Origin of the sequence: Brenneria corticis (assembly GCF_003115855.1) — a bacterium.
GTDB classification, from domain to species: domain Bacteria; phylum Pseudomonadota; class Gammaproteobacteria; order Enterobacterales; family Enterobacteriaceae; genus Brenneria; species Brenneria corticis.
On the sequence record NZ_KZ819077.1, the window covers coordinates 24,223 to 47,479 of the forward strand.

The window sequence follows — 23,257 nt, forward strand, 5'->3', positions numbered from 1 at the left end:
TTCGGTCGTGATGTACGCCGCGGCCCACATCTTTTCTGTTGCTATTTATGCGCCGGATGGTTCTATAATCCAGAGCCAGTTTTTAATATTTAAGGGATCCACTTTTGCGCTCGCTATTAACCGACCTTCTGCTGCAGCGTTTGAACCATCATCGGGAAGGCACGCTGAACAAGCGTCTGTATGACACTATCCGGCTGGCCATCCTCGACGGCGCCATTACCGCCGGCAGCCGGCTGCCCTCATCGCGCGATCTGGCCGGAGAGCTGTCGCTGTCGCGCAATACCGTGCTGGCGGCCTATGAACAGCTGCTGGCGGAAGGTTTTATTGAAGCGCGCACCGGCAGCGGTACTTTCGTCACGCAACAGCTGCCGGACGGCAATATGCCCCCGGTGCGCGATGAAAGCGAGAACCTGTCCCGGCTGCCGGCGCGGGAGCTCTCCCGCCGCGGAGGACAGCTGCTGGGCTATGCGGGCGCCTCCGCCCGCCAGTGGGGCGCCTTTATGCCCGGCATTCCCGATATCGCCGGTTTTCCCCACGATCTGTGGCGCAGAATACAAACCCGGCTAAGCCGCCGGGTCAAACCCGAACAGCTCTCTTATTCCCCCATCGGCGGCTGTGCGGAACTGCAGCTGGCGCTGGTGGACTACCTGCGCGTGGCCCGCTCGGTGGAGTGCGCGCCGGAGCAGATCCTGATCACCGAAGGCACCCACCAGGCGATGGATTTGCTGGCGAAAATGCTCTGCAATCCCGGCGACGTCGCCTGGATCGAAAATCCCTGCTATTGGGGGACGCGCAACCTGTTGACGATTAACGGGCTGCGCGTCGTCCCCATCGAGGTGGATGAACAGGGAATGGCGCCGCCGGACGCCGTTGCGGCCCGGTCGATACCGCGGCTTATCTGCGTGACGCCGTCGCATCAGTATCCGTTGGGCGCGGTGATGAGTCTGGCGCGGCGCCAGCGTCTGCTGGCGCTGGCGCAGGAACACGGCTGCTGGGTGGTGGAAGACGACTATGACAGCGAATTCCGTTTCTCCGGCAACCCGATACCCGCGCTGCAAGGGCTGCAAACCCAGTCCCCGGTGATTTATATCGGCACCTTCAGCAAAACGCTCTATCCGGGGCTGCGCGTCAGCTATATGGTGCTGCCGCCGCAGCTGGCGCGGGAGCTGAAAATCGCCCATGCCGAGCTCTATCGCGGCGGCCACTGGCTGACCCAGGCTACGCTCGGCCAGTTTATCCGCGAAGGGCACTATGCCGCCCATATCCGCCGTATGCGGCTGCTTTATGCCAGACGGCGCGCCATGCTGACCGAACTGATCGAACGGCATCTGGGGGCGGACTACGTCGGCGACAACAGCAACGCCGGGTTGCATATGCTGCTCAAGCTCCCGGCCGACGTCGATGATGTGGTGCTGAGCGCCCGGATCCTGCGCCGCGGGGTGATGGTCAAACCGCTTTCCAGCTACTATCTGCGGCCGACCACGCAGCGCGGATTACTGCTGGGTTATGCCTGCGTGGAAGAGAGTAAAATGGCGCAGGCTTTCGCCGTTATCGCCGAGAGTATTCGGGGGCAAAAAACCGGCGATATTCCCGTCTGACGCCGGCGATTTTTACGCCCCATTATTGTGCGCGACCGGCCGCCCCCTTCCCTATAATGGGGCAAGCCGCGCGATCGCCTTTTTATGCGACGGTTTCAACCGCCTTGCCACGCTCGGTTTTACTTAAATAGGCATGATTTATGCATGGAGGAAAAATAAGACAGGTCACCGCGAGATAATGGAATTAATGATGAGAACCTATGTCAGCTTCAAAAACATCCAGAAAACCTACGATGGCGATCGCCTGGTGGTAAAAAACCTCAATCTGGATATCCAGGAAGGCGAGTTCCTTACCTTGCTCGGTCCTTCCGGTTCGGGAAAAACCACCAGCCTGATGATGCTGGCCGGGTTCGAAACCCCGACGCAGGGCGAAATCCTGCTGCGCGATACCCCGCTGCATCACCTGCCGCCGCACCAGCGCGGCATCGGGATGGTATTTCAGAACTATGCGCTGTTTCCGCATATGACCGTGGCCGAAAACCTGGCGTTTCCGCTCTCCATCCGCCGCCTGAGCCGGGTGGACATCAAGGAAAAAGTCGACCGCGTGCTGGATCGCGTCAAGCTGACCAATCTGGCCGATCGCTATCCGGCCCAAATGTCCGGCGGGCAACAGCAGCGCGTGGCGCTGGCGCGGGCGCTGGTTTTTGAACCCAAGCTGGTGCTGATGGATGAACCGCTGGGGGCGTTGGACAAACAGCTGCGCGAACATATGCAGTTGGAGATCAAAGAACTGCACGAGGCGCTGGAGCTGACCGTCGTCTATGTCACCCACGATCAGAGCGAAGCGATGACCATGTCCAATCGCGTAGCGGTATTCAACGACGGCATTATTCAGCAGATGGATAATCCCAACGATATTTATGAAAAACCGCAAAACACCTTTGTGGCGCAGTTTATCGGCGAAAACAATACCCTGATCGCCACCCAGGCCGGCGCGGAAGGGAACTTCTACCGCGCCACGCTGGATGACGGTACGCAGTTGCAGGCGCTCAAGGTACGCCCCAGTTCGCCGGGCAGGAAAATCGCGCTCTGTATCCGACCGGAACGCATCCGCATCAATGTGGAAAATCCCGCCGCCGGCGTCCAGCAGGTAAAAGCGCGGATCCAACAGTTTATTTATCTGGGCGATCACGTGCGCATGATGACGGAAGTGGCCGGTCAGCCGCAGTTTATGGTGAAGCTGCCCGCCAGTGAAGTCCAGCCGCAGTGGAAGCCGGGCTCGGAAGTGACCCTGTCCTGGCACCCGGAACACCTGCGCGCGCTGGATGTAGTTACCACGCATTAATAAACGCATGACAGCAAAAAGCCGCACCCTATCATCGATAGAATGCGGCTTGAGTTCCGATATAATCCGGTTTAGCTGCGAACCTTACGGTAAATCCACAGCACCACAATGGCGCCGATCACCGCGACGACGAAGCTGCCGAAGTTAAAACCGTCCACCCGGCCAAAGCCAAAGAAGGTACTGATATATCCCCCGACAACCGCACCGATAATCCCAAGGATTATCGTCAGGAAAAAACCGCCTCCGTCTCTGCCAGGCATTAACCATTTAGCCAAAATACCGGCAATCAACCCAAAAATTACCCAGGACAAAATTCCCATAACAACCTCACTTTTCCTAATTCCATGATGGGTTTATCTACAGAATTACCCATGCAGACAAGACGCGATACTAAGTATAGACAAGGATCATCAATCGGGGAGTAATATCCGGTATTTAGCTAACTGGTTGATTACATTAACGCCATCGGCATAGTCTGGCCGCCCCGACGGCTGGTTAAACCAATCCTAAACGAATCCTAAACAAAGCCGGTATTTATAGCCATTATCCTAATTAACGCCGTTTTGCTCTCGTCTAAACTTGATCATTACAGTATTTTCCTGCTGTTTAAACAGCGGTTGACTGAGGAGCAACATGAAGAAAGTCAGTAAAGAGCGATTTATCGGGCTGGAATGGTTGCGATTTCTGCTCGGTTGTTACGTGATGGTTTATCACACGGTGCACGTTTACCCGCAGCGTGAATTTATCCCGTTCCTGAGTGAATTGACCAGTATGGGATTTTTCGCCACCAGTACGTTCTTTGTGCTATCCGGATTTCTGCTGGCCCATGTCTATATCAAGGACGGCCGCCTGCGTGAGCCCGCCCGCCATTTCTGGGCCAAACGGTTATTTAATATTTATCCCATCCATATTATCGCGCTGGCGTCGTCCATTGCCGTGGTGATGCTGATGCAGTGGCTGGCGGTGCCGCCGGAAGGTCAGGTCGCCAGCGCCCGTTTCGTGATTTACGATACCAACGATCCCGCCGCCGACCCGGCCTCGCTGCGCCACTATATGACGAATGCGCAGCTGGCCTTTAACAGCCTGCTGCAGCTGTTGATGCTGCAGGCATGGAACCCCTATTTCCTGACCTTCAATGCGCCGCTGTGGTCGCTTTCCACCCTGTTCTTTTTCTATCTGACCTTCCCGCTGCTGGGCCCCCGCCTGCTTAACAGCCGCCACCCCTGGCTGTGGATGGGCATCATCTGCCTGCTCTACCTGCTGCCGCCGGTCTGGGTGATCTGGCAACAACAGTACGGCATGCCCTACACCGGCCTGCTGCAGCGCGGACCGATCTTCCGCTTGCCGGAGTTTCTGGCCGGTATTCTGGGCTACGCTCTCTTCCGGCACTATCGTCAGAAAGGACGCGAACCCCTGACCAGGGGGCAACGCTATGGCGTGGTGCTGTTTATCATCGCCAACTTTATTGTCGCCACCTGGCTTTTCACCAAGGGCGAAGCGTACTGGTACTTCCTGCTGCACAACGGTTTGCTGTTGCCGGCGCAGGTGGCGTTAGTGTGCATCAGCGCTCTGGCGCGGGAGCCGAACAGCGAATGGCTGCGCCACTGGTCGCCGCGGCTGGGCGCCGCCTCGCTGTCGATATTCGCCCTGCACGTGCCGCTGTTTAATTTATTCCGTACCGTTGAACAGTTGGTGCGCGGCAATCCTCTGGCCTGCTTCAGCAACTGGGATCAGTGCATTGCCGCCGCCGGCCAGGTTCAGCTGTCCATAACCGGCTATGTTATTTTCCTGCTGTCCACCGTGGCGCTGTGCGTGTTGTTCCAGGAACGGATTGTTTCACGGGTGCGGAAATTCCTCACGGCGCGTTTTCTGGAGCGCAAGCCGTCATCCTGCTCGCAGGGCGCCGCCTAAGCCTGCAACAGCTATAGCGCGAAATGTGATGAACATCGCGTTATAGCTGTTAATCATCAATCGTATCTTTTATAACTATTTACATTCTAATCAATGATATTTTTTGTCTAGAGCATCCCCGCAAATCCTGTTAATGTTTGCCGTTCCGGGCTGAACCGGTTCATTTTTTTCATCGGCCGGACGCTGTAAACGGCGTCTTTCGAAACCTGTCACTACTGTTTATCTGGCAAAATGACCCTATCCAAATATGCAATATCTTCCCTGAGTCTGGTTATCGCCCTCGCTTCCGTTGTTACGCCAAGCCGCGCCGACACCGTGTGGCTAACCAACGGAGACCAGTTCACGGGCAAAATCACCCTGCTTGACGACGGCAAATTATTTATCACCACCGATTACGCCGGGGAAATTTCCGTTTCCTGGGACAAGGTGAAGACCTTTGAAACCGACCATGGTCTGGTGATTCAGGGAGAGCGCTATCGCGAAGGCGAACTCTATCCGGTCGTTAAAGCCGGGGAAAACCGCGCCATTATCGCCACGCCGTCGATTTCCAGCGACGCGACCGGACCGCAAACGCTGCAGCTTTCAGAGATCACCTCAATCGTCGCCCAGAAGCCGCTGGTGAAAGACTTCGCCTGGAAAGGCAATATTGACGCCGGGATGTCGCACAAGAAAAGCTCCACCGAAACCGATAACTACGATGCGACCCTCAGCACCCAGGCGCGGCACGGAACCTGGCGTCATAACATTGACGGCAGCTACCATCTGGCAAAAGAAAACAATGTGGAAAGCACCAAGAATGCGTCCGGCGAATATGCGCTGGATAAATTTCTTGATGAGCACTGGTTCTGGCAGGGGCGCTATCAGTACAAACGCGACTGGATCGAAAGCATTAAAATCAACCGTTCATTCGGTCTCGGTCCCGGTTATCAGTTCTGGGACAACGACCTTGGCGCTTTCTCGCTGACCTCGCTGGTCAGCGCCCAGACCTATGTCTATCAGGATGAAGCGCAAGGAGAAGATAACTTCTACTCCGGCGGCGTTAAATGGGACTATAACCGCTTTCTGTTCAGTAAATCGGTGGAAGCCTTCACCAGCGGCGAACTGGGACGCTCTTTCGATGCCACCGCGCCGTTTTATCTGAAAGCGGACGCCGGCCTACGCTTCAAACTGACCGACTGGTCGTCCATGAGCATGAAAGTGTCGCGCACCCGTATCGAAAGCGATCAGGGTAATGTCAACGATACGCTGTATACCATGGGCGTGGGCGTCGGCTGGTAATTCTTGTTGTTTGCAGATGGTCGGCGAACGCTGCTGTCGCCGCCGTCTTTTCAGCCGCCATGCTCCTGACTATCGGCCGCGGACTGCTGCTGTAGCAAACGTACCAGCCGGGCCAGTTCACTTAGCTCGTCATCCGCCATACCGTGGTTTTGCAACTCTTGTTCCAGCGCGAACAGATACTGCGCGTTGGTTCCCAGCGGCCCGCTGGCCTGGGCGATAAGCGGCGCCACCCGATGAATACAGGTGTCCTCTTCAATCAGCGGGTGCCCGGACTCGGAAACAAACACCAGGGCGGTGACCGTGTCACTATTTTGCCGCTGCAGTTCGCACCACTCCGGGCGGTAACACCCGGTCAGCATTTCACGCTTCCACAACAGCTCTAAATCCTCACGCAGCGAAGCTTCCGCCAGACGAAAGGCCAGACCGGTGGTTTGCCCGCCCGGTTGCAGCGCCAGCATGCGCCCGGGGCGGCCAACCGTGCCCCGCCCGGCCGTCAGCCGCAGGCAAAAAGCCCGATGCCAGTCGTGAAGCGTCGCCAGACAGGCCTCTTCGGCGTCAAAAACCGGATTCCACATCAGTGAACCATAACCAAATACCCACACAGGGCTTTCATCCGGGCGCCGGGCCAGCGTCTGCGCCAACGACTCGGCTCGCTGCTGCGGCGTCAGTAATAAGGTTTCCTCAATACGGCCAAAAGACGTTCTACAATCTGCTTTCTGCAAAAAATCACGTGTTAGCACGACTTCCCCACTCCCGGACCACATACCGTTTTCTGCCAATCAAGGCCTGTTGTCGTTCCATCCTTAAAGCCCAACACTGTCGCCTGGTTAATTTTACGGCAGTAATGCCTTGAGGTTATTCATTTTCCGCCCGGCAATCAAGTTGGATAACGACGCAACGCGGATATTGTCGATTTTGTCCAAACCGCGACAAATTAATCTACACTGGAGGGTGGAAAGAACCAATAAGACTGCGGCGCGGTTAATCGTTTCCGCACGATGCCTTATCCGGGGACGATCCCGCCGCGCCGCCGCGCATGATATGTGTGGAATAAGCTTTATGCCGTCTCTTAATGGCGAGAAGGGTTAAATAAAGAGGATTATCACCGCAAACGCCGCGATATCATCAATAACCCTGAAAATCAGTCATAAAAAATGTATTTAATATTATTATGATAGGGAGAAGATTATTATATTCTCCCCTTTGGGTTTGATTTCCGTTTCAAGCGTAAAAATCCGTAAAAAATCCGCGAATCATCCTGAAATCTGGTAATCTACACCATCTTTTTACGCTACAAGCACTTTTTAGTAACGTTTTTATCATAATTCCGCTGGATAAGGAGAACCGCCGTAATGAAGTCTTACTCTGAGGTTGTCAAAACCCGTCATCAGGAATATTCACTTATCCTGCCGATAGTCTCTCTGATCGTTCTGTTCATGTGGGGAGACACACAAGACTTCCTCTCCATTCTGGGTATTAATTTACTGGCCTTGGTCGGTATCCTTTTTAGCGCCTTCAGCGTTGTCCGTCACGCCGACGTGCTGGCCCACCGCTTAGGCGAACCCTATGGTTCGCTGATCCTCAGCCTGTCGGTGGTTATTCTCGAAGTCAGCCTGATTTCGGCCTTGATGGCCACCGGCGACGCCGGCCCGGACCTGATGCGCGACACGCTCTATTCCATTATCGTGATCGTCACCGGCGGTCTGGTCGGTTTCGCGCTGTTGCTGGGCGGTCGCAAATTTGCCACGCAGTACGTCAATCTGAGCGGCATCAAGCAGTATTTAATGGCCATTTTCCCGCTGTCGGTTATCGTACTGGTTTTCCCCAGCGCCCTGCCCGAAGGTAATTTCAGCGTGGGGCAATCCCTGCTTGTCGCGCTGATCTCCGCCGTAATGTACGGCGTATTCCTGCTGATCCAGACCCGTACTCATCAGAGCCTGTTTGTCTACGAACATGAAGACGAAGGCGACGATCCGCATCACGGCAAGCCGTCGGCGTACAGTTCCTTATGGCACTCGGTATGGTTGCTGATCCACCTGATTGCGGTTATCAGCGTTACCAAGATGGACTCGCAGCCGCTGGAAGCGCTGCTGACGGAAATGAATGCGCCGGCCCAGTTTACCGGCTTCCTGGTGGCCCTGCTGATCCTGTCGCCGGAAGGACTGGGCGCCATTCGGGCGGTGCTGAGAAATCAGGTGCAGCGGGCGATGAATCTGTTTTTCGGCTCGGTGCTGGCCACCATTTCACTGACGGTGCCCGCCGTGACCATTATCGCCATGCTCACCGGCCAGACGCTGAATTTCGGTCTGGATATGCCGCATATCGTGGTGATGCTGGCCGTGCTGGTGTTGTGCCATATTACGTTTTCAACCGGCAGAACCAACGTGCTCAGCGGCAGCGCCCACCTGGCGCTGTTCGCCGCCTACCTGATGACCATCATGCTCTAATCCTTTCCTTTTTCCGGCGACGCGCAGCGGCGTCGCCGGATTGCAGAATCCGTATTTTCTCTTGATGTATATCTGGATCTTCTAAGAACAACCGGCGTATCGTATATAACGCATATCTACGACGGACCCAGCCGGCCCGCCATTTGTTTTTCTTTTTATTGGTTCTTTCTTAGATGAAAACGCATGGAATTAACGGCATCAAACCGTTTAGCGCGCTTATTGAAGCGTGCTGGCGCGAAAAATACACATTACAACGACTTACCCAGGATATTATAGCCGGCATCACGGTTGGTATCATCGCTATCCCTCTAGCGATGGCGCTGGCAATCGCCAGCGGGGTTCCTCCTCAATACGGGTTATATACGGCGGCCATCGCCGGGATCGTCATCGCGGTCAGCGGCGGCTCCCGCTATAGCGTTTCCGGTCCAACGGCGGCCTTTGTGGTGATTTTGTACCCGGTATCCCAACAGTACGGGCTGTCTGGCCTGCTGGTCGCCACCCTGCTCTCCGGCGTATTTCTGCTGCTGATGGGAATATGCCGCCTGGGGCGGCTGATCGAATATATCCCGCTGTCGGTCACGCTGGGTTTTACCTCCGGGATCGCCATTACCATCGGCACCATGCAGATCAAGGATTTCTTTGGTCTGCAGATGGCCGTGGTGCCGGAACACTACGTTGAAAAAGTCGGGGCGCTGGCGCAGTCAATGCCCACCCTGCGACTGGGCGATACCCTGATTGGCGTCACCTCTCTGGCGGTGTTGATCGGCTGGCCTAAATTGGGCATCCGTTTGCCGGGACATCTGCCCGCTTTATTGGCGGGCGTTGCGGTGATGGGGATCCTGTCGCTGTTTGGCGTCGAGGTGGCGACCATCGGCTCCCGCTTCAGCTATCTGCTGGCCGACGGCACTCAGGGCCAGGGCATTCCCCCTGTTCTGCCGCAGCTGGTTCTGCCCTGGGACGCCACGACGCCGGGCGGCCGGGCGATGACGCTCGACTGGCAAAGTATCTCCGCCCTGCTGCCCGCCGCGTTTTCCATGGCCATGCTGGGGGCGATTGAGTCCCTGCTGTGCGCCGTGGTGCTGGACGGCATGACCGGCAGAAAACACAATTCCAATGCCGAACTGATGGGACAGGGCTTCGGCAATATTATCGCCCCGTTCTTCGGCGGCATTACCGCCACCGCCGCCATCGCCCGTTCGGCCGCCAACGTGCGCGCCGGAGCGACGTCGCCGGTGTCGGCCATCATCCACTCGCTGCTGGTGCTACTGGCGCTGCTGGTGCTGGCGCCGTGGCTCTCCTATCTGCCGCTGGCGGCGATGGCCTCGCTGTTGCTGCTCGTCGCCTGGAATATGAGCGAAGCCCACAAGGTTATCGATCTGCTGCGCCACGGACCGAAGGACGACATTATCGTTATGCTGCTGTGCATGTCGCTGACCGTGTTGTTTGATATGGTTATCGCCATTACGGTGGGGATTGTGCTGGCGTCGCTGCTGTTTATGCGGCGCATCGCCCGGATGACCAAACTGAGCGAACTGCCGGAAACCCGCGCGCCGCATCAGCTGGTGCTGCGCGTCAACGGCCCGCTGTTCTTTGCCGCCGCCGAACGCCTTTTCAGCGACCTGCTGGAGCGCAGCCAGGATTATCAAACCATTATCCTGCAGTGGGATGCCGTGCCGGTGCTGGATGCGGGAGGGCTGAATGCCCTGCTGCGTTTCAGCGACACATTGCCGGCAGGCAAGCACCTGATTATTACCGACATTCCCTTCCAACCGTTGAAAACGCTGGCGCGGGCGAACGTCCACCCGATAGCGGGACGTCTCAGTTTTTACGGTTCCTTGGCTCAGGCGCTTGAAGTAACCGCCGAAGAGAGCAAGACGGCGGAATAAGCGGGCAGCGCGACAACGCTCGCTGCCGCCCCCCTCCCGGCCTCCCCCTTGTCAGGGGGAGGTGCTCACAAGGCGAACCGACAAGCGCTCATCCCGCTGGGTTAACGCCAGCGGGGCGCTGCTCTCCGCGCCGATTACGCTCAGCTGCTCATTGGTCAGCGAATAAGGCAGTTGGATATCAAAAGTCCTCAGCCCCAGCCGCCGGGCCAGGGCGATAAGCCGGACGATATTGGTTTCATCGCTTACCTGGGTGGAAAGCACCTGCATCGCCAGCGTTTTAAGCCGTTCTTTGGGGGCCGCTATCTGTCGGGATAGCGTGGTTTTGGTTACCATGCCGAAAATCGGCAACACGCCGTACATGGCGTCGATGAAACGCCAGCGTTTATTACACAGTGCCGCCAGATAATCGGCGTAATCGATACAAATTTTTTCACTGGAACATACCGATTCGGAGTGATATTTTCCCATTCCCCGCCCTCCTTTTCGCCAGTGGATTCAGCGCGCGTTTTTGCTGCAAAACCCTATCATGCAAGATAGTTTATTCAGGTATATTGTCACGGTTTACCGTGGATTTTCCAGCCTGTTCAGGAGCATTGATTGTGGCAACTTTTCCTTCCGCCCCCGTATTGATTACCGGCGGCGCCCGGCGCATCGGCCTGGCTTTGGCCCGTTCGTTTCTGGCGCGGGGTATTCCGGTTATCATCAGCAGACGCACGGCCTATCCCGAGCTTGAGGCATTGACGCAACAGGGCGCCGTCTGCCTGCCCGCCGATTTCTCCACCAACGAGCAGATTTACGCCTTCGCCGCCCAGGTCAAAGCGTTGACGCCGCGCCTGCGGGCGATTATCCACAACGCCAGCTGCTGGCAGGCGGAAAGCGCGGATATTCCACCGGAAAAAACGCTGGCGGAAATGCTGCAGATCCACGTTTACACCCCCTATTTACTGAACCAGTTGCTGGAGCCCTGCCTGCGCGGTCAGGGCGTCGCCGGGGCCGATATCATTCATCTGACCGACTATGTGGTGGAAAAAGGCAGCGATAAGCATATCGCTTATGCCGCCAGTAAAGCCGCGCTGGACAATATGACCCGTTCGTTTGCCCGCCGGCTGGCGCCGGAAGTCAAAGTCAACGCCATCGCCCCCGCGCTGATCATGTTTCATCCGCATGACGACGCGCAGTACCGCCGGCAGGCGCTGGATAAATCCCTGATGAAAATAGCGCCGGGGGAAGAGGAGATTGTCCGGCTCGTCGACTATCTGCTCGCCAGCCGTTATATCACCGGAAAAACGCTGGGGCTTGACGGCGGCAGATCGCTGCGCTGAGAGCCGCGCCTTAACACTCGTTTACGCTTCATATATGGTAGCGGATTTGCCGACGGACTATGCTGGCGCAAGCAATTTTCGTCATGACGCGGCTACTATGCATAAGATTGTTTTTGTAGAAGACGATGCGGAAGTCGGCAAGCTGATTGCCGCTTATCTCGGCAAATATGATATTGACGTCCGGGTGGAGCCGCGGGGCGATCGCGCGCTGGCGTTTATCGAACAGCAGCGCCCCAATCTGGTATTGCTGGATATTATGCTGCCGGGGAAAGACGGTATGACCCTCTGCCGCGAGCTGCGGCCGCAGTATAACGGGCCGCTGGTTCTGCTGACCTCACTCGACAGCGATATGAATCATATTCTGGCCCTGGAAATGGGGGCCGACGACTATATTCTGAAAACCACGCCGCCCGCCGTTCTGCTCGCCCGCCTGCGTCTTCATTTGCGGCAATACGCGGCCGCGGCGCCCGACGCGGCGGAAAAATCCGCGCCGTCGTTGCAGATCCACCGGCCGCTGCATTTTGGCCTGCTGTGCATCGACCCGGTCAACCGCGACGTTACGCTGGGCGACGAGCATATCCTGTTATCCACCGCCGATTTCGATCTGCTCTGGCAACTGGCGACCCATGCCGGGCAGATTATGGACCGTGACGCGCTGCTGAAAAATCTGCGCGGCGTAAGTTACGACGGCATGGATCGCAGCATTGACGTCGCCATCTCCCGGCTGCGCAAAAAGCTCTACGACAACCCGCTGGCGCCGTTTCGCGTCAAAACGGTGCGCAACAAGGGCTATCTGTTCGCGCCCCATGCCTGGCAGTACGCCGCGCCATGAAAAAGCTGTTTATCCAGTTTTTTCTGTTACTGTTCGCCTGCTTTGTGGTGATGACGCTATTGGTCGGGCTGGTGTATAAAGTCACCGCCGAGCGTGCCGGACGGCAATCCATGGACGACCTGATGAAAAGCTCGCTCTATCTGATCCGCAACGAGCTGCGCGCCATTCCCCCGCGCGACTGGCACAGGACCATCAACAGGCTCGATTTAAATCTGTCGTTTAAGCTGCATATCGAGCCGCTGAGTAAATACCGGCTTAATCCCCATGCGCAGCGGCGTTTAGCTCAGGGGGAGATTGTCGCCCTCGACGATGAATATACTTTTATCCAACGCATTCCCCACAGCCATTATGTGCTGGCCGTCGGCCCTATCCCCTACCTGTTTTTTCTGCATGAAATCCGCTTGCTTGACCTGATGCTGGTGCTGCTTATCGGCCTGTCGCTGGCGCTGCCGGTATTTCTGTGGATGCGACCGCACTGGCAGGCGATGCTGAAACTGGAAAGCGCGGCGCAGCGGCTGGGGGACGGGCATCTTGAAGCGCGTACCCATTTTGATAACGCCTCCAGCCTGTTTCGGCTCGGGATCGCCTTTAACCAGATGGCGGATAATCTGAATCAGCTTATCGCCAGTAAAAAACAGCTGATCGATAATATCGCCCATGAATTACGCACGCCGCTGGTGCGCCTGCGCTATCGGCTGGCCATCAGCGAACGGCTGACCGACGGGGAACAACAGGCATTAAATCGGGATATCGGCCAGCTTGAAGCGCTGATCGACGAACTGCTAACCTATGCCCGGCTGGACCGGCCCCAGGTCGTTCTGCATCTCGCCGGCATCGATTTTCCCGCCTGGCTGCGCGCCAAAGTCGACGATCTCAGACTGCTGCACCCGGATAAGCTCATCACGCTGGATACCGCGCCGTCGGCGGATTTCGGCCTGCTCGATCGCCGCCTGATGGAGCGGGCGCTGGACAACCTGGTCAATAACGGGCTGCGTTTCTGCCGTGGGCGCCTGCATATAAGCCTGCGGCGGGACGGCGACAATATGGCCTGTTTAGAGGTCGAGGACGACGGCCCCGGCATCGCGCCGGACGAGCGGGAACATATTTTCGACCCTTTTGTCCGTCTGGACGCGGGAATTGAAAACAGCGGCGGCGGATGCGGGCTGGGACTGGCCATCGTCCAGGCCATCGCTCGCGCGCATGCGGGAACCATCGCCGCGGACGGCAGCCCGCTTGGCGGCGCCCGTTTTCGTTTTTGCTGGCCGGTGAAAGTCGACGCCGCCCCGCCGCGCTGAATTATCGCCCCGGCGGGCAGTCGGTCTCCCCGCTGCCGATCTCCGGCTGCCATAAAACCTGCAGGCGCTGAGGGTCGGCGCCCTGCAGTAGCTCATGGATCATGCCGGCAATCTGTTTACCGACGCTGGTGCGGGTATTCTGCACGATCGGCGTCACGGCGATATCCAGCAGCGTATCATCCGGCAGGCCGTCATAGGAGATCAGCGATATTCCCTGTTTTCCCAGCCGGCCCGCCTGCAACAGCGCACTGGCCGCGCCGTCGCCCAGCATATTGCAGTCGGTGATAATCGCCGTCGGCGGCGCCGCAAGCGTCAGCAGGCGCCGAGTCGCCTGATAGCCGCCGGGACGGTCGGGCTCCACCCGCTGGATATAATCCGCCGGTTGCGGCAGCGAGCGGCCGGCCAGCGCGTCGATATAGCCTTGCAGGCGCTGCTCCACATAAGAGAGCCGGGCGTCGGTGCTGAGAAAGGCGATGCGCCGATGCCCCAACTCCGCCAGTCGCGTGACCGCCATGGCGGAGCCCGCATAGTTATCAAAATCGAACCAGGCATAGGGTTGGGATAAATTGCTGCGTCCCAGGGCCAGAAAAGGGAATTTCTGCTGCTGCAGATAGTTCAGCCGGTGATCTTCCGGCTGGGTATGGGCGACGAGCAGCGCATCCACCCGGCGGGTTTCCACCAGGCGGGTAAGCGAATGGTGAGTATTGTCGGGCTCGTCCGGAATAAGCAGCAAATCGATGCCGAATTTCGCCAGTTCGATGCCGATCCAGCTAATCATCTCGAGAAACGTCGAATTATTGAGTACCTGCGGCCGCGAAGGATACGCCAGCGCCACCGCGTCGGTTTTCCCCATTTTCAGGCGCCGGGCCAGCGAATTAGGCTGATAGCCCAGGCGCTTGGCGGCTTCCACAATCCGCTCCCGCGTCGCCGCGGCGACATCGTCATAGCCATTCAATGCGCGACTGACCGTGGTGGAGGAAAGCCCCAGTTCGTTAGCGATCTTTTTTAATGACATAGTCAACCCGGCTGCTGATGTGAAAAGGAAAGCGCAATGCATTCGATCTAGCATTTAATCCGTTTTTAATCAATTTGTTATAATAATTCCGTTCCATAGCCCGTCCGCTCCCGCCATTTCCGAACCGATTCTATCATTTTACGCCCTCATTCCAGTGCGCCCTGAGCGATTTCTCCGCCTGATTTTTTAACTTCGTCACAGATCCGAAACGTTTAGATTTTAATCCGAAACGTTTCGGATGTATGTTGAGTGAAAGCGTTTCCACACGGCGAAAAAGTCCGCCACCGGACCTTGGCGCTACCCGTTACAGTAGAGGTGTTTATGAGCGACGCAAGCGAAGAAAAATCCTATTGGGGAAACCGTAATTTCTGGTTGTTCGGGCTCTTTTTCTTCTTCTATTTTTTTATCATGGCCTCCTATTACCCGTTCTTTCCCATCTGGCTGCATGACGTTAACAATTTAAGCAAAACCGACACCGGTATCGTTTTTGGCAGCATTTCGCTGTTTGCCCTGGCTTTCCAGCCGATCATGGGGCCGCTATCCGACAAACTCGGCTTAAAAAAGAATCTGATGTGGATTATCGTCGGACTATTGGTGCTGTTTGCCCCCTTCTTTATTTATATTTTCAGCCCGCTGTTAAAATACAATATTTTTATCGGCGCCTTGATCGGCGGCTGCTATCTGGGCTTTGTCTTTACCGGCGGCTCTCATGCGATTGAAGCCTATATTGAAAAGGTCAGCCGCCACAGTAATTTTGAATACGGCCGCACCCGCATGTTTGGCTGCATTGGCTGGGCGTTATGCGCCAGCGTGGTGGGCATGCTGTATAGCGTCAATAATGAATTAATATTCTGGATGGCCTCCGGCTGCGCGCTGGTGCTGGCCGTTTTGCTGTTTTTCGCCCGACCGGACCAGGAATCCACCGCTTATGTCGTCGATAAACTGGGCGCCAACAAGCCGCCGTTCAATCTGAAAAGCGCCATTGAGTTGCTAAAGAAACCCGCCTTATGGTTCTTTATTCTGTATATCGTCGGCGTGGCCTGTATTTACGATGTGTTCGACCAGCAATTCGCCAATTTTTTCACCACCTTCTTCGCCACCAAACAACAGGGAACGGAGATATTTGGCTTTGTCACCACCGGCGGTGAATTACTCAACGCCACGGTGATGTTTTTCGCCCCGGTGATTATTTCCCGTATCGGCAGTAAGAATGCCTTACTGCTTGCCGGCGCCATTATGTCGGTGCGCATTCTCGGTTCCGCGTTTGCCACCACGGCGGTGGAAGTGGTGTTCCTGAAAATATTGCATATGTTTGAAGTGCCGTTCCTGTTGGTCGGCTCGTTTAAATATATTACCCAGGTATTTGAAGTGCGCTTTTCCGCCACCGTATATCTGATTGGTTTCTGTTTCAGTAAACAGCTGTCGATGATTTTTATGTCCGTCTTCGCCGGTCGCATGTACGACAGCATGGGTTTTCAAAATACCTATCTGGTGCTGGGCGGCATCGTTCTGACGTTCACCATCATTTCAGCCTTCACCCTTTCCGGCCGCGGTGTTGTCGAAAGTATTCGTTCTTATTTCAAAAGCGATAAGCAAATCGCCTAGTTTTCTTTGGAGTCGTTATGAATAATACCTTTGTCAGGTTAGTCAGCCGTCACTCGGATATTGTTTTACGTTGCTATCCCTATGCGGAAATCATTTATTGGGGCCAGCACCTGCAAGCCTATCAGCCGGAGGAGATCGCGGCGTTAAACCGCCCGATCGCCAACAGCCGTCTGGATAACGATGCGCCATTGACCCTTTGCCCCGAGAACGGCCGCGGATTATTCAGCGTGCCGGGCATGGAGGGTAACCGTAACGGTCGGGACTGGTCGCCGGTGTTTACCACCCGCAGCCACCAGCTTGAGGACAACGCACTGACGATTGTCGGCGAGGATGCCGCCGCCGGTCTGCGGCTGGTCAGCGAGCTACGGCTTTGCCCGGACAGCGGCGTATTGCAAACCCGCAATACGCTGACCAATCTCCGCAGCGGCCTCTACCGGGTCGATCGGCTGGCGGCGACGCTCCCGCTGCCCGAGCGCGCCAATGAAATCATGGCGTTCAACGGCCGCTGGATCAAAGAGTTCCAGCGCCACTCGCTCAAGCTGGAGCACGGCGGCTATATTCAGGAAAACCGGCGCGGCAGAACCTCCCATGAGTATTTCCCCGCGCTGATTGCCGGCAAAGCGGGGTTCAGCGAACAGCAGGGAGAAGTCTGGGGAGTGCATCTGGCATGGAGCGGCAATCATCGCCTGCGCGCCGATTGTAAAAGCGACGGCCGTCGCCAGCTCCAGGCCGAAGCGCTCTATTTTTCCGGTGAAATCACGCTGGACGCCGATCAAAGCGTGACCACGCCCTGGGTGTACGCCAGCTATTCCGCCCAGGGTCTGAACGGCATGAGCGACAACTTTCACCGCTACGTGCGCCGGCACATTATCCCGACGCTGGCGAGCAAACCCCGCCCCGTTCATCTCAATACCTGGGAGGGGATCTACTTTAACCACGATCCCGACTACCTCATCTGCATGGTGGAAAACGCGGCTAAAATCGGCATCGAACGTTTTATTATCGATGACGGCTGGTTTAAAGGGCGCGACAACGATCTCAGTTCACTGGGGGACTGGTATATCGACGCCGAAAAATACCCTCAGGGACTGCAGCCGGTGATTGACGCGGTAAGAGATCAGGGTATGGAGTTCGGCATCTGGGTCGAGCCGGAAATGGTCAACCCGGACTCCGACCTATACCGCAATCACCCGGACTGGGTGCTGAAGCTGGACGGCTACCCGCTGCTGGCGGGGCGGAATCAGCTGTTGCTCGACCTGTCGAACCCGGCGGTCTATGACTATCTGCTGGAGCGTCTGAGCTGGCTGCTGGGGGAACACAAGATCGACTACGTAAAATGGGACTTCAACCGCGAGATGGTACAGCCCGGTCACCGCGGACACCCTGCGCAGACGCGGCAAACCGAGCGGTTGTATCATCTATTCGACCAGCTCAACGCGCGCTTTCCGACGGTGGAATTTGAATCCTGCGCGTCGGGCGGCGGGCGGGTGGATTATGAAATTCTGCAACGCTGCCATCGTTTCTGGCCGTCGGACAGCAATGATGCGCTCGACCGCCTGCAGATCCAGCGGGGAATGAGTTACTTTTTCCCACCGGAGGTCATGGGCGCGCATATTGGCGGTAACCCCTGCCATACCACGTCCCGCACGCACAGCATCAATTTCCGCGGGCTTACCGCGCTGTTCGGCCATATGGGGGTTGAACTGGACCCGGTTACCGCGCCCCAGTCGGCGCAGCAGGCGTTCGCCCGCTATATCGCCCTGTATAAGCAACTGCGGCCCCTGTTGCACAGCGGCACGCTGTTACGCCTCGATCATCCCGACAAGGCCACGCTGATCAATGCGGTTATCTCCCAGGACCAACGACAGGCGGTGGTGCTGCTCAGCCAACTGTCCCTGCCGGAATACGCCCTGTGCGGCAGCGTGCGAATCCCCGGCCTGCAACCGCAGACGCAGTACCGGCTTGAGGTGCTGGATATGCCCGACAGCCTGCGTAAAGAGAGGAATCACACCATGAAGCAATACCCGGCGTGGCTTAAACAGCCGATGACGCTGAGCGGAGACTGGCTGGAGAAGGCCGGCATTGCCCTGCCGATCCTCGATCCCGAGTCGGCCCTGCTGCTGCGGCTCAGCGCGGTAAGCTGACGGACGAAGGACGCGACATCACTCAATACGGCGCGATAAATTGCGCCGTTTGGGTGATACAAAGCCCCGGCTGTACATTCGGTTACACGCCGAAACCAATCACTTACGGAACGGCGCACCCTTTTTCTCTATGCTCTTTTCACCGGCCCGACGCAGGGTCACGAAACCTGAACAAGCTATGAGGAAATGATGATGAAAAAAGTATTAGTGATGATCGCGGGTGCGGCTCTGGGTCTCTCTTCCGTCGCCTTTGCCGCCGACACCGCCAGCAGCGCGCCGGTCCCGGCGAAAACCCTTCACCATAAAAAACAGGTGAAAAAAGCCAATACCGCGGAGCAAAAAGCGCAGGCGGCCAAAAAGCACGTCAAGAAAGCCAAACCGGCGCAACCGTCCGCTACCACGCCGGCGGCCTGATAAAGGTAGCATCGGCCCGACGCCGGGCGACGGCGGCGGTGAAAACCATCTCCGTCGTCCCCGCTTGTCAGGGGGAGGAGCCAACAGGTGGCCTGCAAACTCAAACACCCGCCCATCCGGGTGTTTATTTTATGGGATATCGGACAATGCCGCGACGTTACGCCTTTGAAATCATGCTCTTCCTGGTGCTGCTCTGCGGGGGCGTCGCCCTGCTCTTCTTTCTATAGACCATCAGGTTAATCAATCAAAAAAATCGTTTCCCCGCCAAATACATCTATAGTTATTTCACGGTTTGCGTGATTACTGACTTTGACTCTAAGGCACAATTTTACATGCGCATATCAGCCTGGTTGCTATGTTCATTATCTCTTGCCCCCCTCTTCAGTTGGGCCGAAGGCAGCGATGTCGACGCGGCGCAACAGCAGCAGATCTTATTTTTCAACCACGACGATCGGGATAGCGTGCCTGACGTCACCCAGTGGCCGTGGCAGGCTATCGGCCAGCTTGAAACCGCCAGTGGAAACCTGTGCACCGCGACGCTTATTTCGCCGCATCTGGCGCTTACCGCCGGGCATTGCGTGCTAACCCCGCCCGACGGCAAGCCGGACCGCCCGGTCGCGCTGCGTTTCCTGGCGACGGATAGCGGCTGGCGATATGAAAGCACCGCTCTCGAAGCCCTGGTGAATAAAAAACTGAGTGACCTGCTGGAAGCGGATGGCGAAGGCTGGGTGGTTACCCCCGCCGCGGCGCCGTGGGATTACGCGCTCATCCGGCTGGCGCAAACGCCCCCGGACATTACGCCGCTCCCCATGTGGCAAGGGAGTCGTCGGGCGTTAATACAGGCATTGGCGCAAAATAAACGCCGCGTTACCCAGGCAGGCTATCCGGAAGATCATCAGAATACGCTGTATCGTCACCAGGACTGTCTTATTACCGGCTGGATCCAGTCCGCGGTGGTATCGCACCGCTGCGATACCCTGCCGGGCGACAGCGGGTCGCCGCTAATATTGCACACGGCCTCCGGATGGGTATTGATGGGGATTCAAAGTTCGGCGCCCGCCGCCGTCGATCGCGATAAGGCGGATAATCGCGCCGTCGCCGTTACGGCAATCCGCCAGGCGCTGGAAACGCTGGCCCAAAAATCGGGCGTGCTGCCATCGCCCCCCCGAGTCGTCAAATAACCGGGCGCCATTATAAATACCGCGCCGCGAATTAATCATCCGATTGATTAAAATATGGCGCAATGCTTTATTACAGTCAGTGAATTAAAGCCTATTATCGCACTTTGATTTATCATTGTTTTCACATAATTTACAAATTCTAAAGATAATTACTCAAGGTCGCGAACGAAAAACTTGACTTGCGTTTTTGCTGCGCCAACAATTTCCAGTAACGTCCATTTTGATTAATTACTATATACATTAAGCGGTTATCATCCTCAGAATAAACTATCCTCTTTTTAGCGCCCCATGTTAATGTGTTAATGCAAATTTTATTTTATTCTTTATATCGTTACTATTGTGCGCGGGGAAGAAGGAGCCAGCATGTTAAGCCATTTAAATCATGATGAAAAAAAACGCATGCAAACTCTGGATGCAGTACAGGATCTTGATGCCTCTCAGGATAACATTCTCAACAAGATCACGGCGCTGGCCTGCCAGTTACTGCAAATGCCGACGTCATTAGTGACGCTCAGCGGTTCACAGAAGCAACACGTCAAGGCAAAAACCAATTTCGCCTTAAACGAAATGGAAAAAATAGGATCCTTTGATCAATTCGCCGTGCAAACCGGCTGTTTTCTTATCTGTCAGGATGCCTTGCAGGATGACCGGTTTAAAAATAGCCCCTACGTCTCAGGGCCGCCCCATATTCGCTTTTACGCCGGCATACCGCTCTTTACCGAAGAAGGTTACGCCATCGGCACCCTGTGCGTTATTGACTATACGCCCCGCACTTTCAGCATGCTCCAGCTGCATACGCTAAAAGATTTAGCCACCATCGCCATGTCGCTGATTAAATACCGTAATGCCATCGGCCTGGTTGATGCGGTCACCATGCTGCCGAACCGCCAGCGGTTGATCGAGGATATTAATCATATAACCGATATCCATGAAAACTACCTGCTGATACTGATCGACAGCATCAATATTTCCTACGCTTACGAAATGGGACGCGCGCTCGGTATGCCGACGGTGGAAAGCATGCTGAAAGATATCGGCATGTTTCTGCGCCTGGCATTCCACTCGCGCGAAAATGTTTACTGCGTCGCCATCGGGCGCTTCGCCCTGTTGATAAAAGCCGACAGAAAGGAGCAGGTACTGGCCAAGCTCGCCACCTGCGCCGACCGCATCCAGGACAGCATTACCAGTCACGTACCGTTGAAACTGGAGCTGTTCGTCGGCTACACCGAATTCCGCATCCCGGTCATCGACCCGCAGCGTATCCTGCGCGAGGCCATGAGCGCGCTGCATGACGCCATCAATAACAATATTCGCCAGTGCGCCTACCACGAAGGCAGCGATAAGGCTCAGCAAACCGCGTTTGCCCTGCTCAACGAACTTTCCGACGTATTGCAGCATAACAAGCCCGGCCTGTACCTGGTTTATCAGCCGAAACTGAATATCAAGACCGGCCAGGTCATCGGGGTTGAAGCGCTGATCCGCTGGCGTCACCCCGATTTGGGCGAAATATATCCCGACAGTTTTATTCCCCTGGCCGAGGGGACGACGCTGATGCGGCCGCTGACGGAGTGGGTGATGAAGCAGGCCGCGCAGCAGGTGAAAATCTGGCGTCAGGCTGGCGTATTATTTCCCATATCAATTAATGTCGCCGCCAGTAATTTCGCGGAAGACAATTTTATTTCGCGACTAATTAATATCCTTAATAACCACCAGTTGACCACGGCGGATATTGAAATTGAATGTGTGGAAACGCAAAAAATAGTGGAAAGCTCCGAGACGCTCGCCACTATTCGGGAGCTGAAACAGCGGGGCTTTACGATTTCTCTGGATGACTTCGGCGCCGGCTACAGCAATTTGAGCTACCTGAAAAATATTCCGGCAACCATAATAAAGCTGGATAAGTCGCTGATCCAGGATATTAAAACCGATCAGGATAGCCGCACTATCGTTGAGTCAATCATCAGCATGCTGCACAAGCTTAATTATGATGTTCTGGCCGAGGGCGTTGAAAATAAAGAAACGCTGGACTACCTCGCCGCGTTTGGTTGCGACGAGGTTCAAGGCTATTATTTCTCGCGTCCGCTCCCGCCGAAAGATTTTATTCTGTGGCTGAATAGCCGCCAAGTCAGATAGCGCGCCGCCGCTATCTGGTTTTCACCACATCGCGAGATTTCTATGACCATTTTTGATGACCGGCAAGATATAAACGACATCAGACAGGCCATAACCCTGCTGGAAGCCCCCTCCTTTGCCATACAGCTGGCGAATCTGGTGGGCGGCCCCATTGAGTGGAGCATCTCCAAACTGCCTAACTGGGTAAAAAACAAGGTACAGGACGTGGTTCACGCGGCGTTGCATAAATCCGTCGACGCCGCGCTCTATACTTTGGACGACGATCCGCAGCGGGCGTCGTCGCCCAAAACCCATCGGCTGGCCGCCGCCACGGCCGGCGCCGTCAGCGGCTTTTTCGGCGCGGCCGGCTTACTTGTCGAGCTGCCCATCAGCACCACGATAATGATGCGTTCGGTGGCCGATATCGCCCGCAGCGAAGGCTTTTCGCCGGCGGATCTGGCGGTAAAAGCCGCCTGCGTGGAAGTTTTCGCCCTCGGCGGCCGCGCCAAAAGCGATGACGCCGCCGAGTCCGCCTATTATGCCTCCCGCGCGGTGCTGGCGGATATCACCAAACACGCCGCGCGTGAGCTTATTGATATCGCCGGTAAAAAAGGCGCGGAAAAAGCGTCGGCGAGGATCACCACCTCCCAGGCGGGAAGAACGCTGGCCAGGCTGATCGACGCCGTCGCCGCGCGGCTGGGCATTACCATCACTGAAAAAATGGCCGCGCAAATCGTCCCGGTTATCGGGGCGGCAAGCGGCGCGGCCATCAATACCCTGTTTATCAACCATTATCAAAATATGGCGCGGGGACATTTCATCATCAAACGCCTGGAGCAAAAATATGGCGAAGATGAAATCAAGTCGGCCTATATCCGGCTAAAAGAGGAGGTTCGGCCGCTCTGATGGGGTGCCAATGGCCATAACCCGCG

19 protein-coding genes are annotated in these 23,257 nt (G+C 56.2%); 15 read left to right on the top strand and 4 right to left on the bottom strand.

The features are described 5' to 3' along the window. Nucleotides 1-104 precede the first annotated feature (104 nt). Together pdxR and DDT56_RS09435 are read left to right on the top strand one after the other, a co-directional pair. Nucleotides 105-1,598 (top strand): MocR-like pyridoxine biosynthesis transcription factor PdxR, encoded by a 1,494-nt coding sequence (gene pdxR / locus DDT56_RS09430; RefSeq protein WP_136166203.1) that lies wholly within the window; start codon nt 105-107, stop codon nt 1,596-1,598. A gap of 190 nt (nt 1,599-1,788) precedes the next feature. Next, nucleotides 1,789-2,883 carry an ABC transporter ATP-binding protein gene (locus DDT56_RS09435; protein WP_136166369.1) on the top strand — a complete coding sequence of 365 codons (1,095 nt, stop codon included), beginning with the start codon at nt 1,789-1,791 and terminating at the stop codon, nt 2,881-2,883. A gap of 71 nt (nt 2,884-2,954) precedes the next feature. Here DDT56_RS09435 and DDT56_RS09440 read toward each other — a convergent pair whose 3' ends face one another. After that, complete coding sequence (locus DDT56_RS09440) at nt 2,955-3,203, bottom strand: GlsB/YeaQ/YmgE family stress response membrane protein (protein ID WP_136166204.1); 249 nt, start codon at nt 3,201-3,203, stop codon at nt 2,955-2,957. Between the two features lie 313 nt (nt 3,204-3,516). Here DDT56_RS09440 and DDT56_RS09445 point away from each other — a divergent pair, with 313 nt between their 5' ends. Together DDT56_RS09445 and DDT56_RS09450 are read left to right on the top strand one after the other, a co-directional pair. Next, nucleotides 3,517-4,794, top strand: coding sequence for an acyltransferase family protein (locus DDT56_RS09445; RefSeq protein WP_136166205.1), 1,278 nt, complete (start codon nt 3,517-3,519; stop codon nt 4,792-4,794). 231 nt (nt 4,795-5,025) lie between these two features. Next, the gene (locus DDT56_RS09450) at nt 5,026-6,072 is read left to right on the top strand and encodes a DUF481 domain-containing protein (RefSeq protein ID WP_136166206.1); all 1,047 of its coding nucleotides are present in this window, start codon (nt 5,026-5,028) and stop codon (nt 6,070-6,072) included. Between the two features lie 50 nt (nt 6,073-6,122). On the opposite strand, the gene DDT56_RS09455 is transcribed toward DDT56_RS09450, so the two are convergent. After that, on the bottom strand, nt 6,123-6,812 hold the full coding sequence (locus DDT56_RS09455; protein WP_136166207.1) for a gamma-glutamylcyclotransferase: 690 nt from the start codon (nt 6,810-6,812) through the stop codon (nt 6,123-6,125). 612 nt (nt 6,813-7,424) lie between these two features. Between DDT56_RS09455 and chaA the strand changes: the two genes are divergently transcribed. Continuing rightward, nucleotides 7,425-8,519 carry a sodium-potassium/proton antiporter ChaA gene (gene chaA / locus DDT56_RS09460; protein WP_136166208.1) on the top strand — a complete coding sequence of 365 codons (1,095 nt, stop codon included), beginning with the start codon at nt 7,425-7,427 and terminating at the stop codon, nt 8,517-8,519. Nucleotides 8,520-8,692: 173 nt separating this feature from the next. Beyond that, nucleotides 8,693-10,405 carry a C4-dicarboxylic acid transporter DauA gene (dauA, locus tag DDT56_RS09465; RefSeq protein ID WP_136166209.1) on the top strand — a complete coding sequence of 571 codons (1,713 nt, stop codon included), beginning with the start codon at nt 8,693-8,695 and terminating at the stop codon, nt 10,403-10,405. A 51-nt stretch (nt 10,406-10,456) separates the two neighbouring features. Here dauA and DDT56_RS09470 read toward each other — a convergent pair whose 3' ends face one another. Beyond that, nucleotides 10,457-10,873 carry a hypothetical protein gene (locus tag DDT56_RS09470; protein ID WP_136166210.1) on the bottom strand — a complete coding sequence of 139 codons (417 nt, stop codon included), beginning with the start codon at nt 10,871-10,873 and terminating at the stop codon, nt 10,457-10,459. A gap of 131 nt (nt 10,874-11,004) precedes the next feature. Here DDT56_RS09470 and folM point away from each other — a divergent pair, with 131 nt between their 5' ends. From folM to rstB, 3 genes are all read left to right on the top strand, one after another. Beyond that, a complete protein-coding gene (gene folM, locus DDT56_RS09475; protein ID WP_136166211.1) occupies nt 11,005-11,727 on the top strand; it encodes a dihydromonapterin reductase in 723 nt (240 codons plus the stop codon). 97 nt (nt 11,728-11,824) lie between these two features. Beyond that, the gene (rstA, locus tag DDT56_RS09480; RefSeq protein ID WP_136166212.1) at nt 11,825-12,559 is read left to right on the top strand and encodes a two-component system response regulator RstA; all 735 of its coding nucleotides are present in this window, start codon (nt 11,825-11,827) and stop codon (nt 12,557-12,559) included. Then, nucleotides 12,556-13,854, top strand: coding sequence for a two-component system sensor histidine kinase RstB (rstB, locus tag DDT56_RS09485; RefSeq protein WP_136166213.1), 1,299 nt, complete (start codon nt 12,556-12,558; stop codon nt 13,852-13,854). Before rstA ends, rstB begins: the two co-directional genes overlap by 4 nt. Before the next feature lies 1 nt (nt 13,855). Here the strand turns inward: rstB and DDT56_RS09490 are convergent, their stop codons facing one another. After that, nucleotides 13,856-14,869, bottom strand: a complete 1,014-nt coding sequence (locus tag DDT56_RS09490) for a LacI family DNA-binding transcriptional regulator (RefSeq protein ID WP_136166214.1) — start codon at nt 14,867-14,869, stop codon at nt 13,856-13,858. A gap of 321 nt (nt 14,870-15,190) precedes the next feature. On the opposite strand from DDT56_RS09490, the gene DDT56_RS09495 reads away from it, so the two are divergent. The 6 genes from DDT56_RS09495 (at nt 15,191) to DDT56_RS09525 (ending at nt 23,231) form a co-directional block, all read left to right on the top strand. Further along, nucleotides 15,191-16,474 (top strand): MFS transporter, encoded by a 1,284-nt coding sequence (locus DDT56_RS09495; protein ID WP_136166215.1) that lies wholly within the window; start codon nt 15,191-15,193, stop codon nt 16,472-16,474. A 17-nt stretch (nt 16,475-16,491) separates the two neighbouring features. Next, nucleotides 16,492-18,618 (top strand): alpha-galactosidase, encoded by a 2,127-nt coding sequence (locus DDT56_RS09500; protein WP_136166216.1) that lies wholly within the window; start codon nt 16,492-16,494, stop codon nt 18,616-18,618. Nucleotides 18,619-18,810: 192 nt separating this feature from the next. Continuing rightward, nucleotides 18,811-19,032 (top strand): acid resistance repetitive basic protein Asr, encoded by a 222-nt coding sequence (gene asr / locus DDT56_RS09505; RefSeq protein ID WP_136166217.1) that lies wholly within the window; start codon nt 18,811-18,813, stop codon nt 19,030-19,032. Between the two features lie 332 nt (nt 19,033-19,364). Continuing rightward, nucleotides 19,365-20,213 carry a trypsin-like serine peptidase gene (locus DDT56_RS09515; RefSeq protein WP_136166219.1) on the top strand — a complete coding sequence of 283 codons (849 nt, stop codon included), beginning with the start codon at nt 19,365-19,367 and terminating at the stop codon, nt 20,211-20,213. Nucleotides 20,214-20,576: 363 nt separating this feature from the next. Beyond that, nucleotides 20,577-22,346 (top strand): sensor domain-containing phosphodiesterase, encoded by a 1,770-nt coding sequence (locus tag DDT56_RS09520; protein WP_136166220.1) that lies wholly within the window; start codon nt 20,577-20,579, stop codon nt 22,344-22,346. A gap of 42 nt (nt 22,347-22,388) precedes the next feature. Beyond that, the gene (locus DDT56_RS09525) at nt 22,389-23,231 is read left to right on the top strand and encodes an EcsC family protein (protein WP_136166221.1); all 843 of its coding nucleotides are present in this window, start codon (nt 22,389-22,391) and stop codon (nt 23,229-23,231) included. The last annotated feature ends 26 nt before the right edge of the window (nt 23,232-23,257 follow it).

Coding starts and splice junctions, on each gene's coding strand:
- DDT56_RS09435 (WP_136166369.1), top strand. CDS start 1,789: ATGAGAACCTATGTCAGCTTCAAAAACATCCAGAAAACCTACGATGGC.
- DDT56_RS09440 (WP_136166204.1), bottom strand. CDS start 3,203: ATGGGAATTTTGTCCTGGGTAATTTTTGGGTTGATTGCCGGTATTTTG.
- DDT56_RS09445 (WP_136166205.1), top strand. CDS start 3,517: ATGAAGAAAGTCAGTAAAGAGCGATTTATCGGGCTGGAATGGTTGCGA.
- DDT56_RS09450 (WP_136166206.1), top strand. CDS start 5,026: ATGACCCTATCCAAATATGCAATATCTTCCCTGAGTCTGGTTATCGCC.
- chaA (WP_136166208.1), top strand. CDS start 7,425: ATGAAGTCTTACTCTGAGGTTGTCAAAACCCGTCATCAGGAATATTCA.
- dauA (WP_136166209.1), top strand. CDS start 8,693: ATGAAAACGCATGGAATTAACGGCATCAAACCGTTTAGCGCGCTTATT.
- DDT56_RS09470 (WP_136166210.1), bottom strand. CDS start 10,873: ATGGGAAAATATCACTCCGAATCGGTATGTTCCAGTGAAAAAATTTGT.
- rstA (WP_136166212.1), top strand. CDS start 11,825: ATGCATAAGATTGTTTTTGTAGAAGACGATGCGGAAGTCGGCAAGCTG.
- rstB (WP_136166213.1), top strand. CDS start 12,556: ATGAAAAAGCTGTTTATCCAGTTTTTTCTGTTACTGTTCGCCTGCTTT.
- DDT56_RS09490 (WP_136166214.1), bottom strand. CDS start 14,869: ATGTCATTAAAAAAGATCGCTAACGAACTGGGGCTTTCCTCCACCACG.
- DDT56_RS09495 (WP_136166215.1), top strand. CDS start 15,191: ATGAGCGACGCAAGCGAAGAAAAATCCTATTGGGGAAACCGTAATTTC.
- DDT56_RS09500 (WP_136166216.1), top strand. CDS start 16,492: ATGAATAATACCTTTGTCAGGTTAGTCAGCCGTCACTCGGATATTGTT.
- asr (WP_136166217.1), top strand. CDS start 18,811: ATGAAAAAAGTATTAGTGATGATCGCGGGTGCGGCTCTGGGTCTCTCT.
- DDT56_RS09515 (WP_136166219.1), top strand. CDS start 19,365: ATGCGCATATCAGCCTGGTTGCTATGTTCATTATCTCTTGCCCCCCTC.
- DDT56_RS09520 (WP_136166220.1), top strand. CDS start 20,577: ATGTTAAGCCATTTAAATCATGATGAAAAAAAACGCATGCAAACTCTG.
- DDT56_RS09525 (WP_136166221.1), top strand. CDS start 22,389: ATGACCATTTTTGATGACCGGCAAGATATAAACGACATCAGACAGGCC.